The sequence below is a fragment of the Vibrio sp. 10N.261.46.A3 genome (genome assembly GCF_041472995.1).
Classification (GTDB): Bacteria; Pseudomonadota; Gammaproteobacteria; order Enterobacterales; family Vibrionaceae; genus Vibrio; species Vibrio coralliirubri.
On record NZ_JBFRRH010000158.1, the window covers coordinates 1 to 15861 of the forward strand.

Below are 15861 nucleotides of genomic sequence, written 5' to 3' on the forward strand. Positions count from 1 at the left end.
ATATGATCAAGAGACAGGCTATTAAGTCATGCAAGCAGCGTCTATTTTTGCGGAAAACAAACAGGTAATTAATAATCGATATATATTGGCCAATAACAGGAATATAAACAAAGATGTTCATAGGTAAAATTCGTTTGATCATTATGTTGAATAACCCTAGTTGCTTGCCATCCATATCAACAATCGCAATTTCCATTACATTTTTACCGATCGTTTGTCCCTTCTTTTGCAATAAGTAGCCATTACACAAGAGGAATACCACCCAGCCATAAACAAACATCATGATTTGTTCATTTAACTCTATGCCTCCATTAGAAACGGCTCGATCGAACAAATCGGTATATAGAACAACCGGAATCATAGCAGCTGCATAAATGAGGCCATCGATAACAAACGCCCAAAAGCGAGACCATCGAGATGCGAGCACAATTTCGGGTGTATTTTCTACTACTTCAGACATGTCCTTTCCTAAGGTGATATTGATTATGAACGTCGAGAAATCGATTTTTGATAGCGTTAGGTTGATGTACTGATAGACAAATCTTGAAATTAATTCGAAAGAAAACACTTTGCTTTCAATAGATAAGTCACGCTTTATAAAATCGATAAAAACATAACACAGGCAAATGCCAAAACTAATACACCATGCAATATATGTGAGCTTAGTTGCTTAAATTTTGACTATGAAACGCAATAAGATAGGTTGAAGGGAATTTAAGAAGGTAAATTTCCAGAGGTAATGATTTTTGACTTAACGATTTGTATTAGTAAGGCTTTTGTCAATTGGGCAATTAGAGGTGAGGGGCACTGATGCTATTTCAAAGCCAACACATGCTGGATAAAAGCCGACTTCTTTGCACGGTACTTTTCTTGAGACCAACCTTCACAAGACATTTTGAGGGTGTTGTATTGCTGAACTAATGCCGGATTCGCACGTAGCTTGTCACGAAACCTTAGAAAGCATTCGAACTCAGAACCGTTGGCGACCACTTGCAACGCCACATCATCAGCGGATGTAGACTCCAACATACACAGTTCGGGTGTTCTTAAGGTATCGAGTTTCTCATTGAAGCCGAGTGTTGTGAGTCGCTCTATAGCATCCTCAAGCTCACTAAGCTCACTAAGCTCAACACCAACGAAGATATCCAAATCGCCCTTAGACACGGCAAAAGGAATAGAAGAGGCGCCTACGTGCTCAACTCTCGCATTAGGGATTAGCGTTTTGATGTCACGTTCGTATCGGACAAACAGCTCGTTGCAAGCCGCTTGGTATTGTTCCGCGGGGTAAAATTTCATATATCCTTACTCGAATCACAAACTAATGAACACACCAATTGCTAACAGAAGCAACACGATGCTAATAGCTCCGATATAAGAGATTCTGGTTCGCTCTTTTTCAGTTGGAATCAATGGGGGGAAGCGCCCTAATGTGAATACTTTACAGACTATCCAGCCAGCTCCGTAACCAATGAACTCAATCAAGATCGACTGAAACAGATACCTAAAGAATGAGCTCAATACCCTAAAATACGCGACTATTAAGTCTTCCATTTTTTGTCCTAACTAAAGTCAATTTGGACTAAAAATGCCATGGGTAGAGATTCATATAAAGAACCTTATACAGGACTGCGCACGCAATGAATCAGTTTAAACGTAAGTACTTACTATCGACATGCAATGATTCACAGAGTCTTCTTTCTCACCAACAGGCGCAACATAGTGAATTGCAGCTTCGGCATACGCTTGGTCTGCGAGTTTACTGATAACCCATGCAGCTAAGTATTTGGATGACAAGCATCCACCCGCTGTAGCAATGTTACCTTCCGCATAAAACGGCTGGTCTAACACGGTCACACCGGATTCAATTACCCATGGCTTCGTTGTTAAATCAGTACAGGCTGGAACTTGATTCAGTAACCCCAATACCGACATCAATAAAGTCCCTGAGCATTGACCACCAATCAATTGTGTTTGTGGGTTAAGGTTTAACCTTGAGAGTAATTTATCATCTTGGGCAATATCGCGGGTCAACAAACCACTACCAAACAACACGGCATCAGCAGTATTGGCAAATTCCAAAGGTTGCTGGGATTGAATTGTGACTCCATTCATTGAAGTCACTGATTCTGTAGGGCTAGTAATCTGCACATTCCAGCCAAACTCTTTCATTCGGTTCAAAATACCCGATGCGATGAAAGAATCTAGCTCGTTGAATCCATCAAAAGTTAGTACAGCAATATCCATGTTATTCCTATTCCTTTTCATAACGAATTCTAGCGAGAGAGGTGCCAATTGCAGCTCTTGAAATCAAAGTTATAGCCTACTTTACGCGAACCCTTTCATACCACTGGTCAAATTGATCTATAACTCTATTGTGATAAAAGGTTTTATTGATACTTTTTGGGTTATCAGGGTCTAACCTTCGCACTTTACAGTACCTTTCTCCCTCGCCTTTAAGAGTTCTCATTTGATCATGGAATACTCTATTTTGTTTAAAGTTTGTATATCGGTCTTTAAGTATGTCTAGTAGTTCATTGTAATCATGAGGATAGTTTTTAAGTGCATCCTCTTCAGAAAGGATAATCTCAGGAGCCTCAGGATCATTAGTTAAGCGAACTTGTAATGCTTCATCATTAGTTGTTTTGACTAATTTGGTATGGAGCTTTAGTGAAATAGCGTAATTAGCATCTTTATCGTGTTCATGGTTTTTTTCAATATATTTAAGGTACTTTAAGAGATTGGCTTTTACCTCGTTATCAATGCTAAAGCTAGTAACGTCTGACAGGTGAAAGAATGAAACTGGCATTAGGTAAAAATTATATCTACTAAAATCGTAGTTGAACCAATTCATGGTCAGAGTCATAAAGTTCTTGAGAGATGCAGTACCTATTTCTTGGATACTCGTACTAAGTTCCAGGTCTCCACATACGAAATGAACTGAATCATCTCTGATGTTCATTAGCAGCCTTATGTTGTCACCTACAACTTGAGGAACTGAACCATTAGAAAGTAATCGGTTTAACGCCGCACCTAAAGAAATCGTCTTAGGGTTACCACTTGGAGAGAGAACTATGTCACCTTTATTGAAAATATGAATTGCTTGAGGTGAGTCTCCTCCCTCTTTAACAAGTTTAGATTTAAGTAATAACTCCCAAGCATTTGTCATTAAAATAGAAAAGGTCTCTTCACGGTGCTCAAAGTTAGGTTTGTTGTATATTTCAATAGCCGAAATACAAGCGGAAATAGATTTTTCCAGCATAATCTGATGTAAGAACTTTTCTATGTCATCCTTTTGGCTTTGATGCTGTCGGAAAGTAGTTTGATTGAACGTTGCGATCAGTTCGGTAACTTTAAAGTTTGATCCACACGGTTCCAATAAGGAAACCCACTTCTTCCTCAAGTATGTTTTTACAGTAGACACACTCCAACCGGTTTGTTCCGCCAACTCTTCTAGCGAAAAGTCATAGCCACCTTTATAACTTTTCAAAAAGAAGTTATATGCTTTATCAACTTGAAGCCATTTCTTTTGAGACATACTAATTCCCTACTGTTCAGTTCTCATCGCCAAACAATCGTGACGCTCAATGAACCATCACAAAGCAAACATAAAAATACAGTAGACAGTTAACACCACAGTATTAACTGTCACGCATCTGAATACTAGGCTTCAGTCTCGCCTTTTAAGTCCTTTAAAGACTGCAGGTTTTCATTAATTTTGAAGATAACTATCATCAATTCACACCAAATTCTCGCACCTATAGCGCCGCCTAATATCGTAAACGCACCAAGAATAAACTTCTCAAATGTTACGCCTCCATATCCTCCAAACATGGTTGCTAGTCCTGAAACTACAGCGATTAGCAACAACAACCAATATAGGCCAGTAACTAACTTAGGAGTTAACATTGAGTCGAACGAAAAAACTGATTTCATTACTATATTTCCTTATTTTTTATGAAATTTATACTTGGGTATCTAACTAGTTCTTTGTGAATTTTCGAAATCAAAAGCTTTGAATTTCAACAAGCTTTCCTTTCAGAACATACACATACCAAACATACAGCCTAGATTTCATGACCAACAACAATTTATATGCAACTAAATGTGTCATGTGACGCAAATATCGAACTCACTTCGGTGGATTCATAAAACTATTAAGGATGCATACTAATAAAGTTTCTAATATGCCTTTGTCCAAAAACAAAAAGCCCCGGTTATAGGAACCGGGGAAACAGGGTGGGATGAGTTTGGCGCGTGCCCGTAAACCAAACTCTCCCCAAGCCTTACCTAAGACTCATGCTCTTAGGTAAAGGATTCACATCATTATTGAAGCGTAGCGCCTTGTTCTACCCAAGTGCCGATCAGTGCGCGTTCTTCGTCGGTCATTTGAGTCATGTTGCCGAGCGGCATCACCTTGGTTGTTACGGTTTGGGCAACAATCCTTGGGACGTTGGCTTTAATCTCTTCTGGGGTATCAAACATCACACCACCTGGCGCAGCAGCAAAAGCGGCGTGGCTCGGGGTTGATGAGTGACACACAGAACAGCGCTCTTGAATGACTTTGTTGATGGTTTCAAAGCTGACGCCTGCGCTAGCAGTTTGCATTGCGTGGTCTGCAGGTGCAGCTTGGGAACTAGTCGTTGAAGCGGTGTCGTTTGCAGCAAGCTCTTCTGTCACTGATTCAGTCGCGCTTACTTGCACCTCTTGAACCACTGGTGCTTGCACTACCGGGGTCATCTGTTTTTTCGCGTAAGGTGAGGTAACAAACGCGAGAGTAATCATACCCAATGCCGCTACTGGCACTGTCCATGCGAACTTCTGACTGCCATGACGGGTATTGAAGTAGTGACGTACCAATATACTGAAGATTGCCAGGCCAGCAAGGATCAACCAGTTGTATTCCGAGCCGTAAGTGCTTGGGAAGTGGTTACTGATCATGATGAACAGCACTGGCAGTGTCATGTAGTTATTGTGACGAGAGCGCAGTAGACCTTTCGCAGGTAGTGCCGGATCCGGTTCGCGTTTCTCTTCAATCGCTTTCACCAAGTTACGCTGCGCAGGCATGATAACGCGGAATACGTTACCCACCATGATGGTACCGATAATGGCACCCACGTGGATATAAGCACCACGGCCACTGAACACTTGGGTTAGGCCATAGGTCGCAGCAACGAGCAGCACAAACAGCACAACGCCAAGCAACACCGGGGTTTTTCCTAATGGCGAGTCACACAGTAAGTCGTAGATAAACCAACCAGCAACGAATGAACCAATACCAATCGCGATTGCCGTTGTTGAATCAAGGCCAGAGCCCGGTGCAATCAGGTAGATTTCTGCGTTGAGGTAATAAACGACACCCAGTAGACACACGCCTGTGATCCATGTGAAGTAAGCTTCCCACTTGAACCAGTGTAGGTGCTCTGGCATTTCTGGTGGCGCAAGTTTGTACTTCTCTAGGTGATAAATACCACCGCCGTGAATCGCCCATAAGTCGCCTGAAAGGCCAGTTTTAGGGTTAACTCGGTTAAGGTTGTTCTCTAACCAAACAAAGTAAAATGATGCGCCTATCCACGCAACACCAACAATCATGTGAATCCAGCGAATCGCTAAATTCAACCACTCTGTAATATGCGGATCCATAATAAACTCCTGTATCACAACGCTTTAGCTAAGCGTTGCTCTTCCTTGTTGTCTTCCGTTGGCATATCTTCCAAATGCAATGCCACCAGGTCGTTCTCAAAATAAACTTCATCACAGTTATGTCCTTCTCCACCTCTATCGACGATCAAGAACTGGTCTTGATCCGTGAGTGCAAGAACCGGGTGATGCCACACCCCTTTGTGATAGTTCACTCCTTGACGGCCGTTGCTTAAGAAAGCTCGGCAATTGGCTAACGATGGGTTACCGCCTTTTGGGGCAACAACAATTAAATAGGGTTGACCAAGTAATGGAATGAATGCCTGAGAGCCAAGTGGATGACGCTCTAGCATTTTGATGGTCAGTGGGTAGCTCAACGGCGTAGCTTGGAAGATGCTGATGATCGCTTCTCCGCCTTGGTCTTGCACGTCCGTTGTCGCTAGCTTGTGGTAGCGACGTGTTGAGCCACTGTTGATCATGAAGAAATCACTATTATCAGACTCGATAACATCACCAAACTCAGTAAAAGCTTGCTTAGTTAACGGTTCGATAGTTAAACGACGTATTCCATTACTCATACTGATTTCCTTACCTATTTCGCTTTCATACCAAATAGACGCAAACGGCTAATACCACCATCTGGGAATATGTTTGCACGTACGTGGGTAATCGCACCAAGGTCGTTTACCTCAGAAATGAATTCGTGAATCTCGTGCGCTTGCAGCTTTTGAGCAGGCAGTAGTTCACGCCAGAATAGGCTTTGTGTTTCCACTTGATCGTCGGTACCACCTTTCACGTAAGCCGCTTGAATTGAGCAGCTGTCTGGGTAATTACCTTTAAAGTGCGCCGTATCCACAACGATACGTTCGATATTACCTGGGTGACCTAATGCCACGATTACCCAATCATTACCCGGCGTACGACGACGCGCTGTTTCCCAGCCATCACCCATGTTTTCACCGCGGCCTGGGCCTAAGATGTTGGCTTTATTACCGTAGTGCTCATCACTACATGCCAGTGCACGGCCACCGTGCTCAACGGCTGCTAGATCCACCTGTTGATGAGAGTCTATTGCGTCCCAGTCAACGCTTGGTCGGCCGTAAACACGAAGGCGTGCAACACCACCGTCTGGATAGATGTTCAAACGTAGGTGCGTAAATACTTGGTCGCTTTCGATGTCTTCAAAATGATGATGATCACCCTGTAGTGCCATTGAAGGCAGAATTTCTTGCCACTCTGTTGAGTCTGTTGGCTCACCCTGTGGTGAATAGCATGCGTCGATTGATGCCGAAGGTGGGAAGTTACCTGTGAAGAATGAGGTATCAATATCAACGCCAGCAATGGTGCCAGCTAGACCAAGGCGAACGACACAGTAGTCGTAACCTTCGCCGCGTTTACGTCTGCTTTCCCAGCCGTCCATCCACTTGCCGTTATCGTCGTATAAGTCGTCTTTCCACTCTGGTGCTGCGTGGCTGAGGAGACGGCTTTTATCGGCGAAAAAATCGTCTGTTGCGAAGATAGCTTCTGCGCCGAGTTTTTCGTCTGCAAGGTTTATGTACTGTTCAAATTTATGGGTCATGTCCGTGTAATCCTATGAAATTAATCAAGTAATAATAAAATGAGAACTTAGTGGCTTATCTTTTTACAAATCAAATCTTTAGCACACTAAGACTGGGCTGAGATAGCTGTTAACTCCGTTAACTTACATATCCCAGAGACGAAACATCGCGATCTTATTGATCTCTTGAATCGCCGTAGCAAACTCAGTTTCACTATCATTTCCTAATCGCATCTCGAACGACTCAAGAATTTGGTAACGATTGGCTCCCTTCACCGCCATGATAAAAGGGAAATTGAAGCGACTTTTGTAGCTGTTGTTATAAGAAGTGAATTTTTCAAATTCTTCGGCGCTGCATTGGTCAATGCCCGCCCCCGCTTGTTCTTTGGTCGACGACTCGGTGAGTTCGCCGTTTACTGCTGCTCTGCCCGCTAAATCTGGGTGAGCGTTGATCAAAGCCAACTGTTTGCCTTGGTCTGCACTTAACAAGGTCGATGCCATTTTCAGATGAAGGTTCTCGATATGGTCATCTTCGGCATTCAAACCTTGGTCATATACCGCCTCAGCAACCCATGGGCTGTGCTCGTAAACATCAGCAAAGTGCGCGACAAAAGTGTCACGGTTCATGGTTGTTGGTTGGCAAGATCGAAATTCAGTCACGTTAAGCCTCCTTGCTGTTCGTTCTAATTTTGTTGTCCGTTGTATGGATGATGTTTGTGCCAATGGTTGGCAATATCGATTCGACGACATAGCCACACGCTGTCATGCTGTTTTACGTAATCTAAGAAGCGTCTCAATGCAGCAATACGACCGGGACGACCAATAAGACGACAATGCAGTCCTACCGACATCATTTTCGGTGCGGTTTCGCCTTCCATATAAAGGGTGTCAAAAGTGTCTTTTAAATATTGGAAGAACTGCTCACCCGAGTTGAATCCTTGCGCCGTTGAAAAACGCATGTCGTTCACATCGAGTGTGTAAGGGATCACTAGTTGAGGATGACCGGTTTCGGTATGCCAATAAGGCAGGTCATCATCATAAGCATCGGAGTCGTAAAGAAAGCCACCTTCTTCTGCTACCAAGCGACGAGTATTTGGACCCGTTCGACCTGTGTACCAACCTTGTGGGCGCTGCCCCGTCACTTGTTGGATGATCTCAATCGCTTTGGTCATGTGGTCGCGCTCTTCAGACTCATCAATGTATTGATAATCTATCCAGCGATAACCGTGGCTACAGATTTCGTGCCCCGCTTCGACCATGGCTTTGGCAACGTCTGGGTGGCGCTCAATCGCCATTGCAACCGCAAAGACGGTCAGTGGGATTTCATATTCATCGAACAAGCGAAGAACACGCCATACACCCGCACGGCTGCCATATTCATAGATGGATTCCATGCTGATGTGACGTTCGCCTTTGATCGGCTGTGCTGACGGGATCTCTGAAAGAAAGGCTTCAGACTCGTCGTCTCCATGTAACAAGCAACGCTCACCGCCCTCTTCATAGTTCAATACAAAAGAAACCGCGACGCGCGCATTACCTGGCCATTGAGGGTTTGGAGGGGTAGCTCCGTAACCGATCAAATTTCTTGAATAATCCTTATTCATCCAAGTACTCCTAACATAAGTGGTTGGCTTAGCCGCTCTTTCACTGGTTCATCAAAATGAATCAGTGAATGGATTTTCCAAAAACCGAGCAACCTTACCCCTGTACATTTATTGTATACAATTATTTATCTCAATGTAAAGATTTTGTTATTCAAGTTAATTTTTCTCTCTCAAGCCTTTCAAAAACAATACTTTAACAATGTTACTCTCGACAAAAAACCAATAACCCTCATCTTTAAAGTCATAAAAAACGACTAAATAGTTAACATTTTCCCAACAATTCGCTTTACTAATTGTATACAGTTCGTACATAGTTAGTGATAACAAAGTGACCAGTTGCATTCTTTGCAGGGTCGAATTACACAGATAAACCACGGAACAGAGGAGCGCCAAAAGCGCTATTAAAGGACTATGGGAAGACTAACAACACACGTATTAGACACTACTCACGGCTTACCGGGTGCAGAGATCAAGGTAGAGCTTTATAAGGTCAACGAAGGCTCAACAGAAAAACTGGCGACGGTACTCACTAACTCCGATGGCCGAACCGATGCGCCGATTCTGGCAGGAAATGATTTCCGACCGGGGAAATACCAATTGGTGTTTTACGTCGCCGATTACTATAGAAGCAAAGGCGTGGAGCTAGATGGCGTGCCCTTCCTAGATGATGTGGTTATTCGCTTTGGTCTAGATGATCCAGACGCGCATTATCACGTTCCTCTTCTCGTCTCGCCTTACAGTTTCTCAACCTATCGGGGCAGTTAGTCCCGTGACCTAGAACTTCGAACTAGGCTCAACCGACAAATATTAAACAGATTCACGTGTACACCCCAAAGGTGTGCACCCACTAAACACGCTCATATAAAAATACTAACAACGTTATTAGTTAGAAGTTGATGACTAACCAACAGATAACTAAAGAAATAACGGCTAGGAAAAAACCTTAAAACTTAATATTGAAATCTCGCTGTATTCAATAAATGGATCACAACATAAAAGGACTTGCTGACATGAGTGAGAGTAAAACAGAAATACTCAACCAAGATGCGAACAACGGAATTTTAGAGAAGTTTTTTAAAATTAAGGCCCACGGAAGTAGCGTAAAAAATGAGTTAGTCGGTGGTGTCACCACCTTCGCAACCATGGCTTACATCATCTTCGTTAACCCACAAATCATGGCCGCTTCAGGCATGGATTCAGGTGCGGTATTCGTCGCGACCTGTATTGGTGCTGCGATCGGTTGTTTGTTAATGGGGCTATTTGCGAACTGGCCTGTCGGACTTGCGCCGGGCATGGGCTTGAACGCCTTCTTCTCGTTCACAGTAGTAAGCGAAATGGGCTACAGCTGGGAAGTCGCGCTAGGTGCGGTGTTTATCTCCGGTATCTTGTTCGTCGGGATGAGTTTCTACAAAGTCCGCCAATGGATCATTGAAAGTATCCCAGTGAGTCTGCGTTACTCCATGACAGCAGGTGTTGGTTTGTTCTTAGGTCTGATTGGCTTAAAAACAGCAGGTATCGTCGTCGAAAACCCAGCAACTTTGGTTTCACTAGGTGACTTCACTAAACCAGAAGCACTACTGGCTGCTATCGCGTTCCTTATCATCGCGGTTCTCAGTGAGCGTAAAGTCTTTGGTGCAGTGTTAATCGGCATTTTGAGTGTAACTCTGGTCGGTATGATGCTTGGCTTAGTGCATTACAACGGCTTCTTCGCAGCGCCACCAAGTTTAGCGCCTACGTTCCTAAAAATGGACATTATGGGCGCTCTCGATGTTTCGATGATCAGCGTTATCTTGGCTTTCCTTTTTGTAAACATGTTCGATACCGCGGGTACTTTGATGGGCGTGGCTGAGCGTGCAAATCTGACCAATCCTGAAACGGGCAAGATCGAAGGTCTGAGCAAAGCGCTGAAAGCTGACAGTATCTCAAGCGTGGCAGGTGCGTGTGTGGGTTGTCCGCCAGTAACCAGTTACGTAGAAAGTGCAGCGGGCGTTGCAGCAGGTGCACGAACTGGCCTATCGGCAATTGTGGTTGGTGTGTTGTTCTTAGCGGCGATTTTCCTATCTCCACTTGCAGGTATGATCCCAGCTTACGCAACCTCTGGCGCGTTGATTTACGTGGCGTTCGTGATGATGAGCAGCATGCAACACGTTGATTGGAAAGACTTCACCAACGGTGCACCTGCAGCCATTACCGCTCTGATGATGCCACTGACGTTCTCTATCGCGAATGGTATAGCACTGGGTTTCATTACCTACACAGTACTGAAACTGGCGACAGGTAAAACAAAAGACGTATCAATTTCGATGTACTTCCTAGCGGCTATCTTCATCGCCAAGCTAGTGTTCATCGGCTAATCACCAAACGTAACTATCGCTTGGCCTGTTCGCAGGCCGAGCTATCAAGAAACAGCTTACAACAACATTTTTAAGAAAAAGCTAATTGTGCTAATCAGCGGAACGCACAAGCAATCCGTTCCTTTAGTGCACCTTTTTTATGACCCTACGCAGTTTGTAGAAGTCATTATTTGACCGCCAATCGCCTGTAAACGGAAACGCAGGCAGAGGAATATCAAATGAAACTTCTGTACACCCTAAATGAAAGACCGCCTCATGGGCTGACCCTCCTACTCGCACTGCAACACATGCTCGCCTCGATTGGTGGCATTGTGGCTGTTCCCCTTATTGTCGGCGCTTCTATCGGCCTACCTAATACAGAGATCGTCTCGCTGATCAATGCTGCGCTACTGGCGTCAGGTATTGTGACCGTCGCTCAATGTCTTGGTTTCGGCCCTGTCGGTATTCGACTGCCCGTTGTAATGGGTTCGAGCTTTGCCTTTTTGGGTGTCGCTATCTCGATTGGTAACGAAGGTGGCGTCGCCGCTATTATGGGCTCGGCACTTATCGGCTCATTCGTGGTAATTGGTGCCAGCTTCTACATGGACAAGGTTCGAAAGCTGTTCCCGACCGTGGTAAGTGGTGTGGTGGTTACCTTAATCGGCTTAACCATTTTACCGGTTGCCATGAACTGGGTCGGCGATTCCCCTGCCAACACGGAACAATTCGCCACACTACCTAAACTGTTTCTAGCCCTTGTATCGTTAGGCATCGTAGTCGGCGTATCGGTTTACTGTAAAGGCGCGGTTGCCGCTTCAGCTATCGTGATTGGTTTAGCGGGCGGTTACATTGTGGCGCTATCGCTTGGCATGGTCGACCTTGAGCAAATCAGTTCTGCAGCTTGGGTGGGCGGACCTGAACCCTTCAAATATGGCTTCACCTTTTCTGCGAGTGCCATCATCAGCATGAGCTTGGTGTACATAGTGGTTATCGCTGAAGCGACCGGTGACTTCATGGCTCTGGGTAACAACTGTCAAACCCAAGTATCCGGTAAAGATTTAAAACGTGGTCTTCTAGGCGATGGCCTTGGCAGCACCTTATCTTCAATTTTAACGGCAATGCCATTAGCGTCGTTCAGTCAAAACGTCGGTATTGTGGGTATCACAGGTGTAGCGAGTCGTTATGTAGTAGCTGCAACCGGTGGTTTGTTGATTTTAGGTGGTTTATTCCCGAAATTAGCCGCCATTGCCGTCACGATTCCTAAACCTGTTCTGGGTGGTGTGGGTTTCGTGATGTTCGGTATGATCGCTTACGCGGGTATCCGCATGTTGATCAAGGCCGCAGACACCAAGCGAAATGCCTTGGTAATCTGTGTTGGTTTGGCGTCTGGTTTGGCGGTAACTTTCGAACCAAGACTGCTGCAACATTTGCCGCATGATCTAGCTAACTTTCTTCACTCTGGCATCACTACCGGTACTATCATGACTGTGTTGCTGAACCTTATTCTGCCGAAATCTTCACGAGCAGAAGAGCAAGAAGCACTGGCCGAGAGCCAAGCGCAAGTTGAGTTAGAAATGAAAGAACAAGCTGAAGAAGCACTTCAAGCAGATGAACAATTAGAAATTCAACAAGCAAGCACAGAAGCAGACGTTCAAGCGACATCAGATAACCCGGAGCCCAAAGCGAACTAACTGGTTCACTGATTAACGTAAAACCGATTTCCGTAGGATCAGGGCTGATTAGAGCATTAAACGTTTTAACGACCCTGATTCGAATTTATCTTTTAACTACAAATACCAAATAAAGACCCTCTTCCCTGAAAAGGCTGAGATGGCTAAGGACTACTATGAATGGAAACCATCTGGATTAAGAATCCTCTCGCAATCTACACTGGCTCACTGGCTGATGCAGAAGGCGGAATTGTCATTAAAGGTAATAAAGTCATTGAATTGGTTGGTAAACACAAAGAACCGACCTTACCCGTTGATTACAGCGTCGACGCCTCTCGTCATGTTGTGACTCCTGGGCTTATCAATGCGCACCACCACTTCTATCAAACCCTAACACGTGCCTACCCTAGCGCACTCAATAAAGAACTCTTCCATTGGCTACAAAGCCTCTATCCAGTTTGGGCCAACCTCGATTCTGAGATGATGAGCCTAGCTACAGAGCTAGCTCTGGTTGAGTTAATGATGTCGGGCTGTACCACAGCGTCAGACCATCATTACTTACTACCAAACGGGCTTGAACACGCTATCGATTTACAAGTCGAGGCCGCAGAGAAGCTTGGTGTGAGAGCGATATTTACGCGCGGCTCCATGAGCCTAGGGGAAGATGAAGGTGGATTACCTCCACGACACACCATTCAAACCGAACAGACCATCATTGATGACAGCCAACGCTTGATCCGCGATTACCACCAGCGTGATGAAGGGGCGATGATTCAAATCGCACTCGCGCCTTGTTCGCCATTCTCGGTCACTACAGACCTGATGAAAGAGACAGCCAAGATCAGTGAGCGTGAGAACGTCATGATGCACACTCACCTATGCGAAACGCTCGATGAAGAGGAATTCTGTATTGAGAAGTTTGGCCTACGCCCTGTCGATTACCTAGAAGATGTGGGTTGGTTAAATGAGCGTACTTGGCTTGCTCATGGTATTCACTTCAATCCAGAAGAGATCAAACGATTGGGCAAAGCAGGAATCGGCATCAGTCACTGCCCAACTTCCAACATGATGTTAGCTTCCGGTATTTGTAAGAACAACGACCTTGAAGCCGCTGGCGTCAAAGTCGGGCTAGGAGTGGATGGTTCAGCCTCGAATGACGGTTCGAACATGATTGCCGAAGTGCGCATGGCGATGTACTTACAGCGCCTACAATATGGCTCGGCCAACGTTTCACACTTCGACGCACTGCGCTGGGCAACGTCAGGCTCTGCCGCCGCAATGGGCAGAACCGACATCGGTACGCTAGAAGTCGGCAAACAAGCCGACATCGCGATGTTCAAGCTCGATGATATTCGCTTTTCTGGTAGCCACGACCCACTGGCTGCATTACTACTTTGTGGTGCTCAACAAGCCGATAAAGTGATGGTAGCCGGAAAATGGCGAGTCAACGATGGGGCTGTGATTGGCGTAGACATGGAGCAACTGATGCACCGCCACCACGCCGCGGCGATGAAGCTCGGTAAGTTGGCGATGAATAACTAGAGTTTCTATATTTTGAACTCACTGAAAACAAAAGGCCGACGTGATCTCGGCCTTTTTGTACAAAGATATTTAGTCACTATATCAAAAGTATATTTAGAAAACAGCCTCACATACTTCTATATCTATCACCGCAAAAAAACTCATGGACTTACAGTTGCGAATGCCATACCATAAATACAGTATAGCATTCCTATTGAAGATTATGACGCTATTTCTTCCTCAACAAAATATTAAGAAATAAAGCTAACTTAATAATATTGATAGGTTCTACTGCTCTGCAACTAGATAAACCTTTTAAATCTTTCTTAACGGATCTAAACAATGGCAAATGAACAGTACATTAAAGATTTTAATGACCATAGTTTCTGGGATAAATGTAAGAAGTATGGAAAGAAAATCGGAGAAGAAAGTATAGAAAAAGCCTTATACCTCTATTACGCAACAGAGTCTGATAAATGTCAGGCTCGTCATAAGGCTGCTATTTATGGTGCATTGGGTTATTTAATTTCTCCTATCGATGCAATTCCAGATCTAACGCCTATTCTTGGCTTCACAGACGATGCTGGCGTCATTGCTGCAGCTATCTTAGCTGTCTCAACATGTATCGACTCTAAAGTGAAAGCAAAAGCTAAAAATCGCACTAAAGAATTCTTCTCTTAGGTACTTCTTATGAATCTATTCAGAAAAGCTAAAGACTCAAGCGTTAAAGCCCTAGTAAAACACAAAGTCCGTAAAGCGGTTAATGGCAAGCTAAATCTAGATGGACAACACGATGAGCGAGTTGACGAATTTACAGAAAAAGCGATCGACAAAATTGGGGTAGATAACCTTCTAAAGGCAAAAAAAATCTACGATACCATTAAGGAATAGTTAGTTATGGTGAGGAATACACTAGAAACATCACTTACCCCTCATGTTATTGAAGAACATAATTTTAATGTTACTCAGCCACAATGCTAGGTGCCGCGTTAAGTCCATACTTGGTAGCAATTATCATGTGTATCCAAGTGATTTACGCACTCATTGTCGGTGAAGTAATTGTTTGGTGGGAGTGGCTGATTTTTATTGTTTGGGTTTCAGGGGCTTTAACTCATTTAATCTATTTAGTATTCATTCAACAAGAACTTAGCAAAAGTCAGGATAATAAAACTAAAAATTGAAAAGCAACACTAACCTACGTCTAGGGCAGTGTTGTTTTTACAAGTATTTTATTTACTCAAACCAAACTGACAATCGATACTCTAACTTACGAATTCCTAATCCATCAAACTCTTAGACTTAATCGCTTTCTTAGAAAGCTCTTTCGCGAACTCAGTGATGTCTGCTTCGAACTCATCGACGCTTTGACGGATGTCATCCAATTGAACCGTCTGCATCACGCGGTTTTCCATTACGATTTGGCCGTTCACAATCGTCGTATCGATGTTGCTTGGGTTCGCTTGATAAACCAGTGTCGCGTATGGGTCGTAACTTGGCATCATGTTCGCCGATTGTGTCTCTATACCCGTGATCATTGA

At 44.3% G+C, this 15861-nt stretch carries 17 protein-coding genes and 1 pseudogene; 6 read left to right on the forward strand and 12 right to left on the reverse strand.

Annotation, left to right across the window (positions count from 1 at the left end):
* From AB4484_RS25465 to puuE, 11 genes are all read right to left on the reverse strand, one after another.
* Positions 1-460: RDD family protein (locus AB4484_RS25465; protein ID WP_372080915.1), on the reverse strand; the 460-nt coding region annotated here is incomplete at its 3' end.
* A gap of 353 nt (positions 461-813) precedes the next feature.
* Positions 814-1296: a GrpB family protein gene (locus tag AB4484_RS25470; RefSeq protein ID WP_372080916.1), complete on the reverse strand. Its 483-nt coding sequence runs from the start codon at positions 1294-1296 to the stop codon at positions 814-816.
* A 15-nt stretch (positions 1297-1311) separates the two neighbouring features.
* Positions 1312-1551, reverse strand: a complete 240-nt coding sequence (locus AB4484_RS25475; protein WP_372080917.1) for a hypothetical protein — start codon at positions 1549-1551, stop codon at positions 1312-1314.
* A gap of 96 nt (positions 1552-1647) precedes the next feature.
* Positions 1648-2244, reverse strand: coding sequence for a DJ-1/PfpI family protein (locus tag AB4484_RS25480; RefSeq protein WP_372080918.1), 597 nt, complete (start codon positions 2242-2244; stop codon positions 1648-1650).
* 76 nt (positions 2245-2320) lie between these two features.
* Positions 2321-3535 carry a DUF3644 domain-containing protein gene (locus AB4484_RS25485; RefSeq protein ID WP_372080919.1) on the reverse strand — a complete coding sequence of 405 codons (1215 nt, stop codon included), beginning with the start codon at positions 3533-3535 and terminating at the stop codon, positions 2321-2323.
* A gap of 125 nt (positions 3536-3660) precedes the next feature.
* A complete protein-coding gene (locus tag AB4484_RS25490; RefSeq protein WP_017064999.1) occupies positions 3661-3933 on the reverse strand; it encodes a DUF4282 domain-containing protein in 273 nt (90 codons plus the stop codon).
* A gap of 390 nt (positions 3934-4323) precedes the next feature.
* Positions 4324-5640: a urate hydroxylase PuuD gene (locus AB4484_RS25495; RefSeq protein WP_372080920.1), complete on the reverse strand. Its 1317-nt coding sequence runs from the start codon at positions 5638-5640 to the stop codon at positions 4324-4326.
* 14 nt (positions 5641-5654) lie between these two features.
* On the reverse strand, positions 5655-6215 hold the full coding sequence (locus AB4484_RS25500) for an ureidoglycolate lyase (RefSeq protein ID WP_061033011.1): 561 nt from the start codon (positions 6213-6215) through the stop codon (positions 5655-5657).
* Between the two features lie 14 nt (positions 6216-6229).
* Positions 6230-7216 (reverse strand): allantoicase, encoded by a 987-nt coding sequence (alc, locus tag AB4484_RS25505; protein WP_372080921.1) that lies wholly within the window; start codon positions 7214-7216, stop codon positions 6230-6232.
* A gap of 123 nt (positions 7217-7339) precedes the next feature.
* Positions 7340-7855, reverse strand: a complete 516-nt coding sequence (uraD, locus tag AB4484_RS25510) for a 2-oxo-4-hydroxy-4-carboxy-5-ureidoimidazoline decarboxylase (RefSeq protein WP_123305833.1) — start codon at positions 7853-7855, stop codon at positions 7340-7342.
* Positions 7856-7878: 23 nt separating this feature from the next.
* Positions 7879-8799, reverse strand: coding sequence for an allantoinase PuuE (puuE, locus tag AB4484_RS25515; RefSeq protein WP_372080922.1), 921 nt, complete (start codon positions 8797-8799; stop codon positions 7879-7881).
* Positions 8800-9210: 411 nt separating this feature from the next.
* Here puuE and uraH point away from each other — a divergent pair, with 411 nt between their 5' ends.
* The 6 genes from uraH to AB4484_RS25545 all read left to right on the forward strand — a co-directional run bounded on the left by uraH (position 9211) and on the right by AB4484_RS25545 (position 15214).
* Positions 9211-9564 (forward strand): hydroxyisourate hydrolase, encoded by a 354-nt coding sequence (gene uraH / locus AB4484_RS25520; RefSeq protein WP_048611819.1) that lies wholly within the window; start codon positions 9211-9213, stop codon positions 9562-9564.
* Between the two features lie 245 nt (positions 9565-9809).
* On the forward strand, positions 9810-11153 hold the full coding sequence (locus AB4484_RS25525; RefSeq protein WP_048611821.1) for an NCS2 family permease: 1344 nt from the start codon (positions 9810-9812) through the stop codon (positions 11151-11153).
* 218 nt (positions 11154-11371) lie between these two features.
* Positions 11372-12823 carry a nucleobase:cation symporter-2 family protein gene (locus AB4484_RS25530; protein WP_372080923.1) on the forward strand — a complete coding sequence of 484 codons (1452 nt, stop codon included), beginning with the start codon at positions 11372-11374 and terminating at the stop codon, positions 12821-12823.
* A 159-nt stretch (positions 12824-12982) separates the two neighbouring features.
* Complete coding sequence (locus AB4484_RS25535; protein WP_372080924.1) at positions 12983-14344, forward strand: 8-oxoguanine deaminase; 1362 nt, start codon at positions 12983-12985, stop codon at positions 14342-14344.
* Between the two features lie 321 nt (positions 14345-14665).
* Positions 14666-15004 carry a YkvA family protein gene (locus AB4484_RS25540; RefSeq protein WP_372080925.1) on the forward strand — a complete coding sequence of 113 codons (339 nt, stop codon included), beginning with the start codon at positions 14666-14668 and terminating at the stop codon, positions 15002-15004.
* Positions 15005-15013: 9 nt separating this feature from the next.
* Positions 15014-15214: a hypothetical protein gene (locus tag AB4484_RS25545; RefSeq protein WP_372080926.1), complete on the forward strand. Its 201-nt coding sequence runs from the start codon at positions 15014-15016 to the stop codon at positions 15212-15214.
* Positions 15215-15600: 386 nt separating this feature from the next.
* On the opposite strand, the pseudogene AB4484_RS25550 reads toward AB4484_RS25545, so the two are convergent.
* Positions 15601-15861 (reverse strand): annotated as a pseudogene (locus AB4484_RS25550) (amidohydrolase); the annotation flags it as partial.

What these genes read in the sequence shown, in the direction of transcription:
- AB4484_RS25495 (WP_372080920.1), bottom strand. Translation starts at nt 5,640, where the DNA reads ATGGATCCGCATATTACAGAGTGGTTGAATTTAGCGATTCGCTGGATT.
- AB4484_RS25500 (WP_061033011.1), bottom strand. Translation starts at nt 6,215, where the DNA reads ATGAGTAATGGAATACGTCGTTTAACTATCGAACCGTTAACTAAGCAA.
- uraH (WP_048611819.1), top strand. Translation starts at nt 9,211, where the DNA reads ATGGGAAGACTAACAACACACGTATTAGACACTACTCACGGCTTACCG.
- AB4484_RS25530 (WP_372080923.1), top strand. Translation starts at nt 11,372, where the DNA reads ATGAAACTTCTGTACACCCTAAATGAAAGACCGCCTCATGGGCTGACC.
- AB4484_RS25480 (WP_372080918.1), bottom strand. Translation starts at nt 2,244, where the DNA reads ATGGATATTGCTGTACTAACTTTTGATGGATTCAACGAGCTAGATTCT.
- AB4484_RS25545 (WP_372080926.1), top strand. Translation starts at nt 15,014, where the DNA reads ATGAATCTATTCAGAAAAGCTAAAGACTCAAGCGTTAAAGCCCTAGTA.
- AB4484_RS25485 (WP_372080919.1), bottom strand. Translation starts at nt 3,535, where the DNA reads ATGTCTCAAAAGAAATGGCTTCAAGTTGATAAAGCATATAACTTCTTT.
- AB4484_RS25490 (WP_017064999.1), bottom strand. Translation starts at nt 3,933, where the DNA reads ATGAAATCAGTTTTTTCGTTCGACTCAATGTTAACTCCTAAGTTAGTT.
- AB4484_RS25535 (WP_372080924.1), top strand. Translation starts at nt 12,983, where the DNA reads ATGGAAACCATCTGGATTAAGAATCCTCTCGCAATCTACACTGGCTCA.
- AB4484_RS25475 (WP_372080917.1), bottom strand. Translation starts at nt 1,551, where the DNA reads ATGGAAGACTTAATAGTCGCGTATTTTAGGGTATTGAGCTCATTCTTT.
- AB4484_RS25525 (WP_048611821.1), top strand. Translation starts at nt 9,810, where the DNA reads ATGAGTGAGAGTAAAACAGAAATACTCAACCAAGATGCGAACAACGGA.
- alc (WP_372080921.1), bottom strand. Translation starts at nt 7,216, where the DNA reads ATGACCCATAAATTTGAACAGTACATAAACCTTGCAGACGAAAAACTC.
- puuE (WP_372080922.1), bottom strand. Translation starts at nt 8,799, where the DNA reads ATGAATAAGGATTATTCAAGAAATTTGATCGGTTACGGAGCTACCCCT.
- AB4484_RS25540 (WP_372080925.1), top strand. Translation starts at nt 14,666, where the DNA reads ATGGCAAATGAACAGTACATTAAAGATTTTAATGACCATAGTTTCTGG.
- AB4484_RS25470 (WP_372080916.1), bottom strand. Translation starts at nt 1,296, where the DNA reads ATGAAATTTTACCCCGCGGAACAATACCAAGCGGCTTGCAACGAGCTG.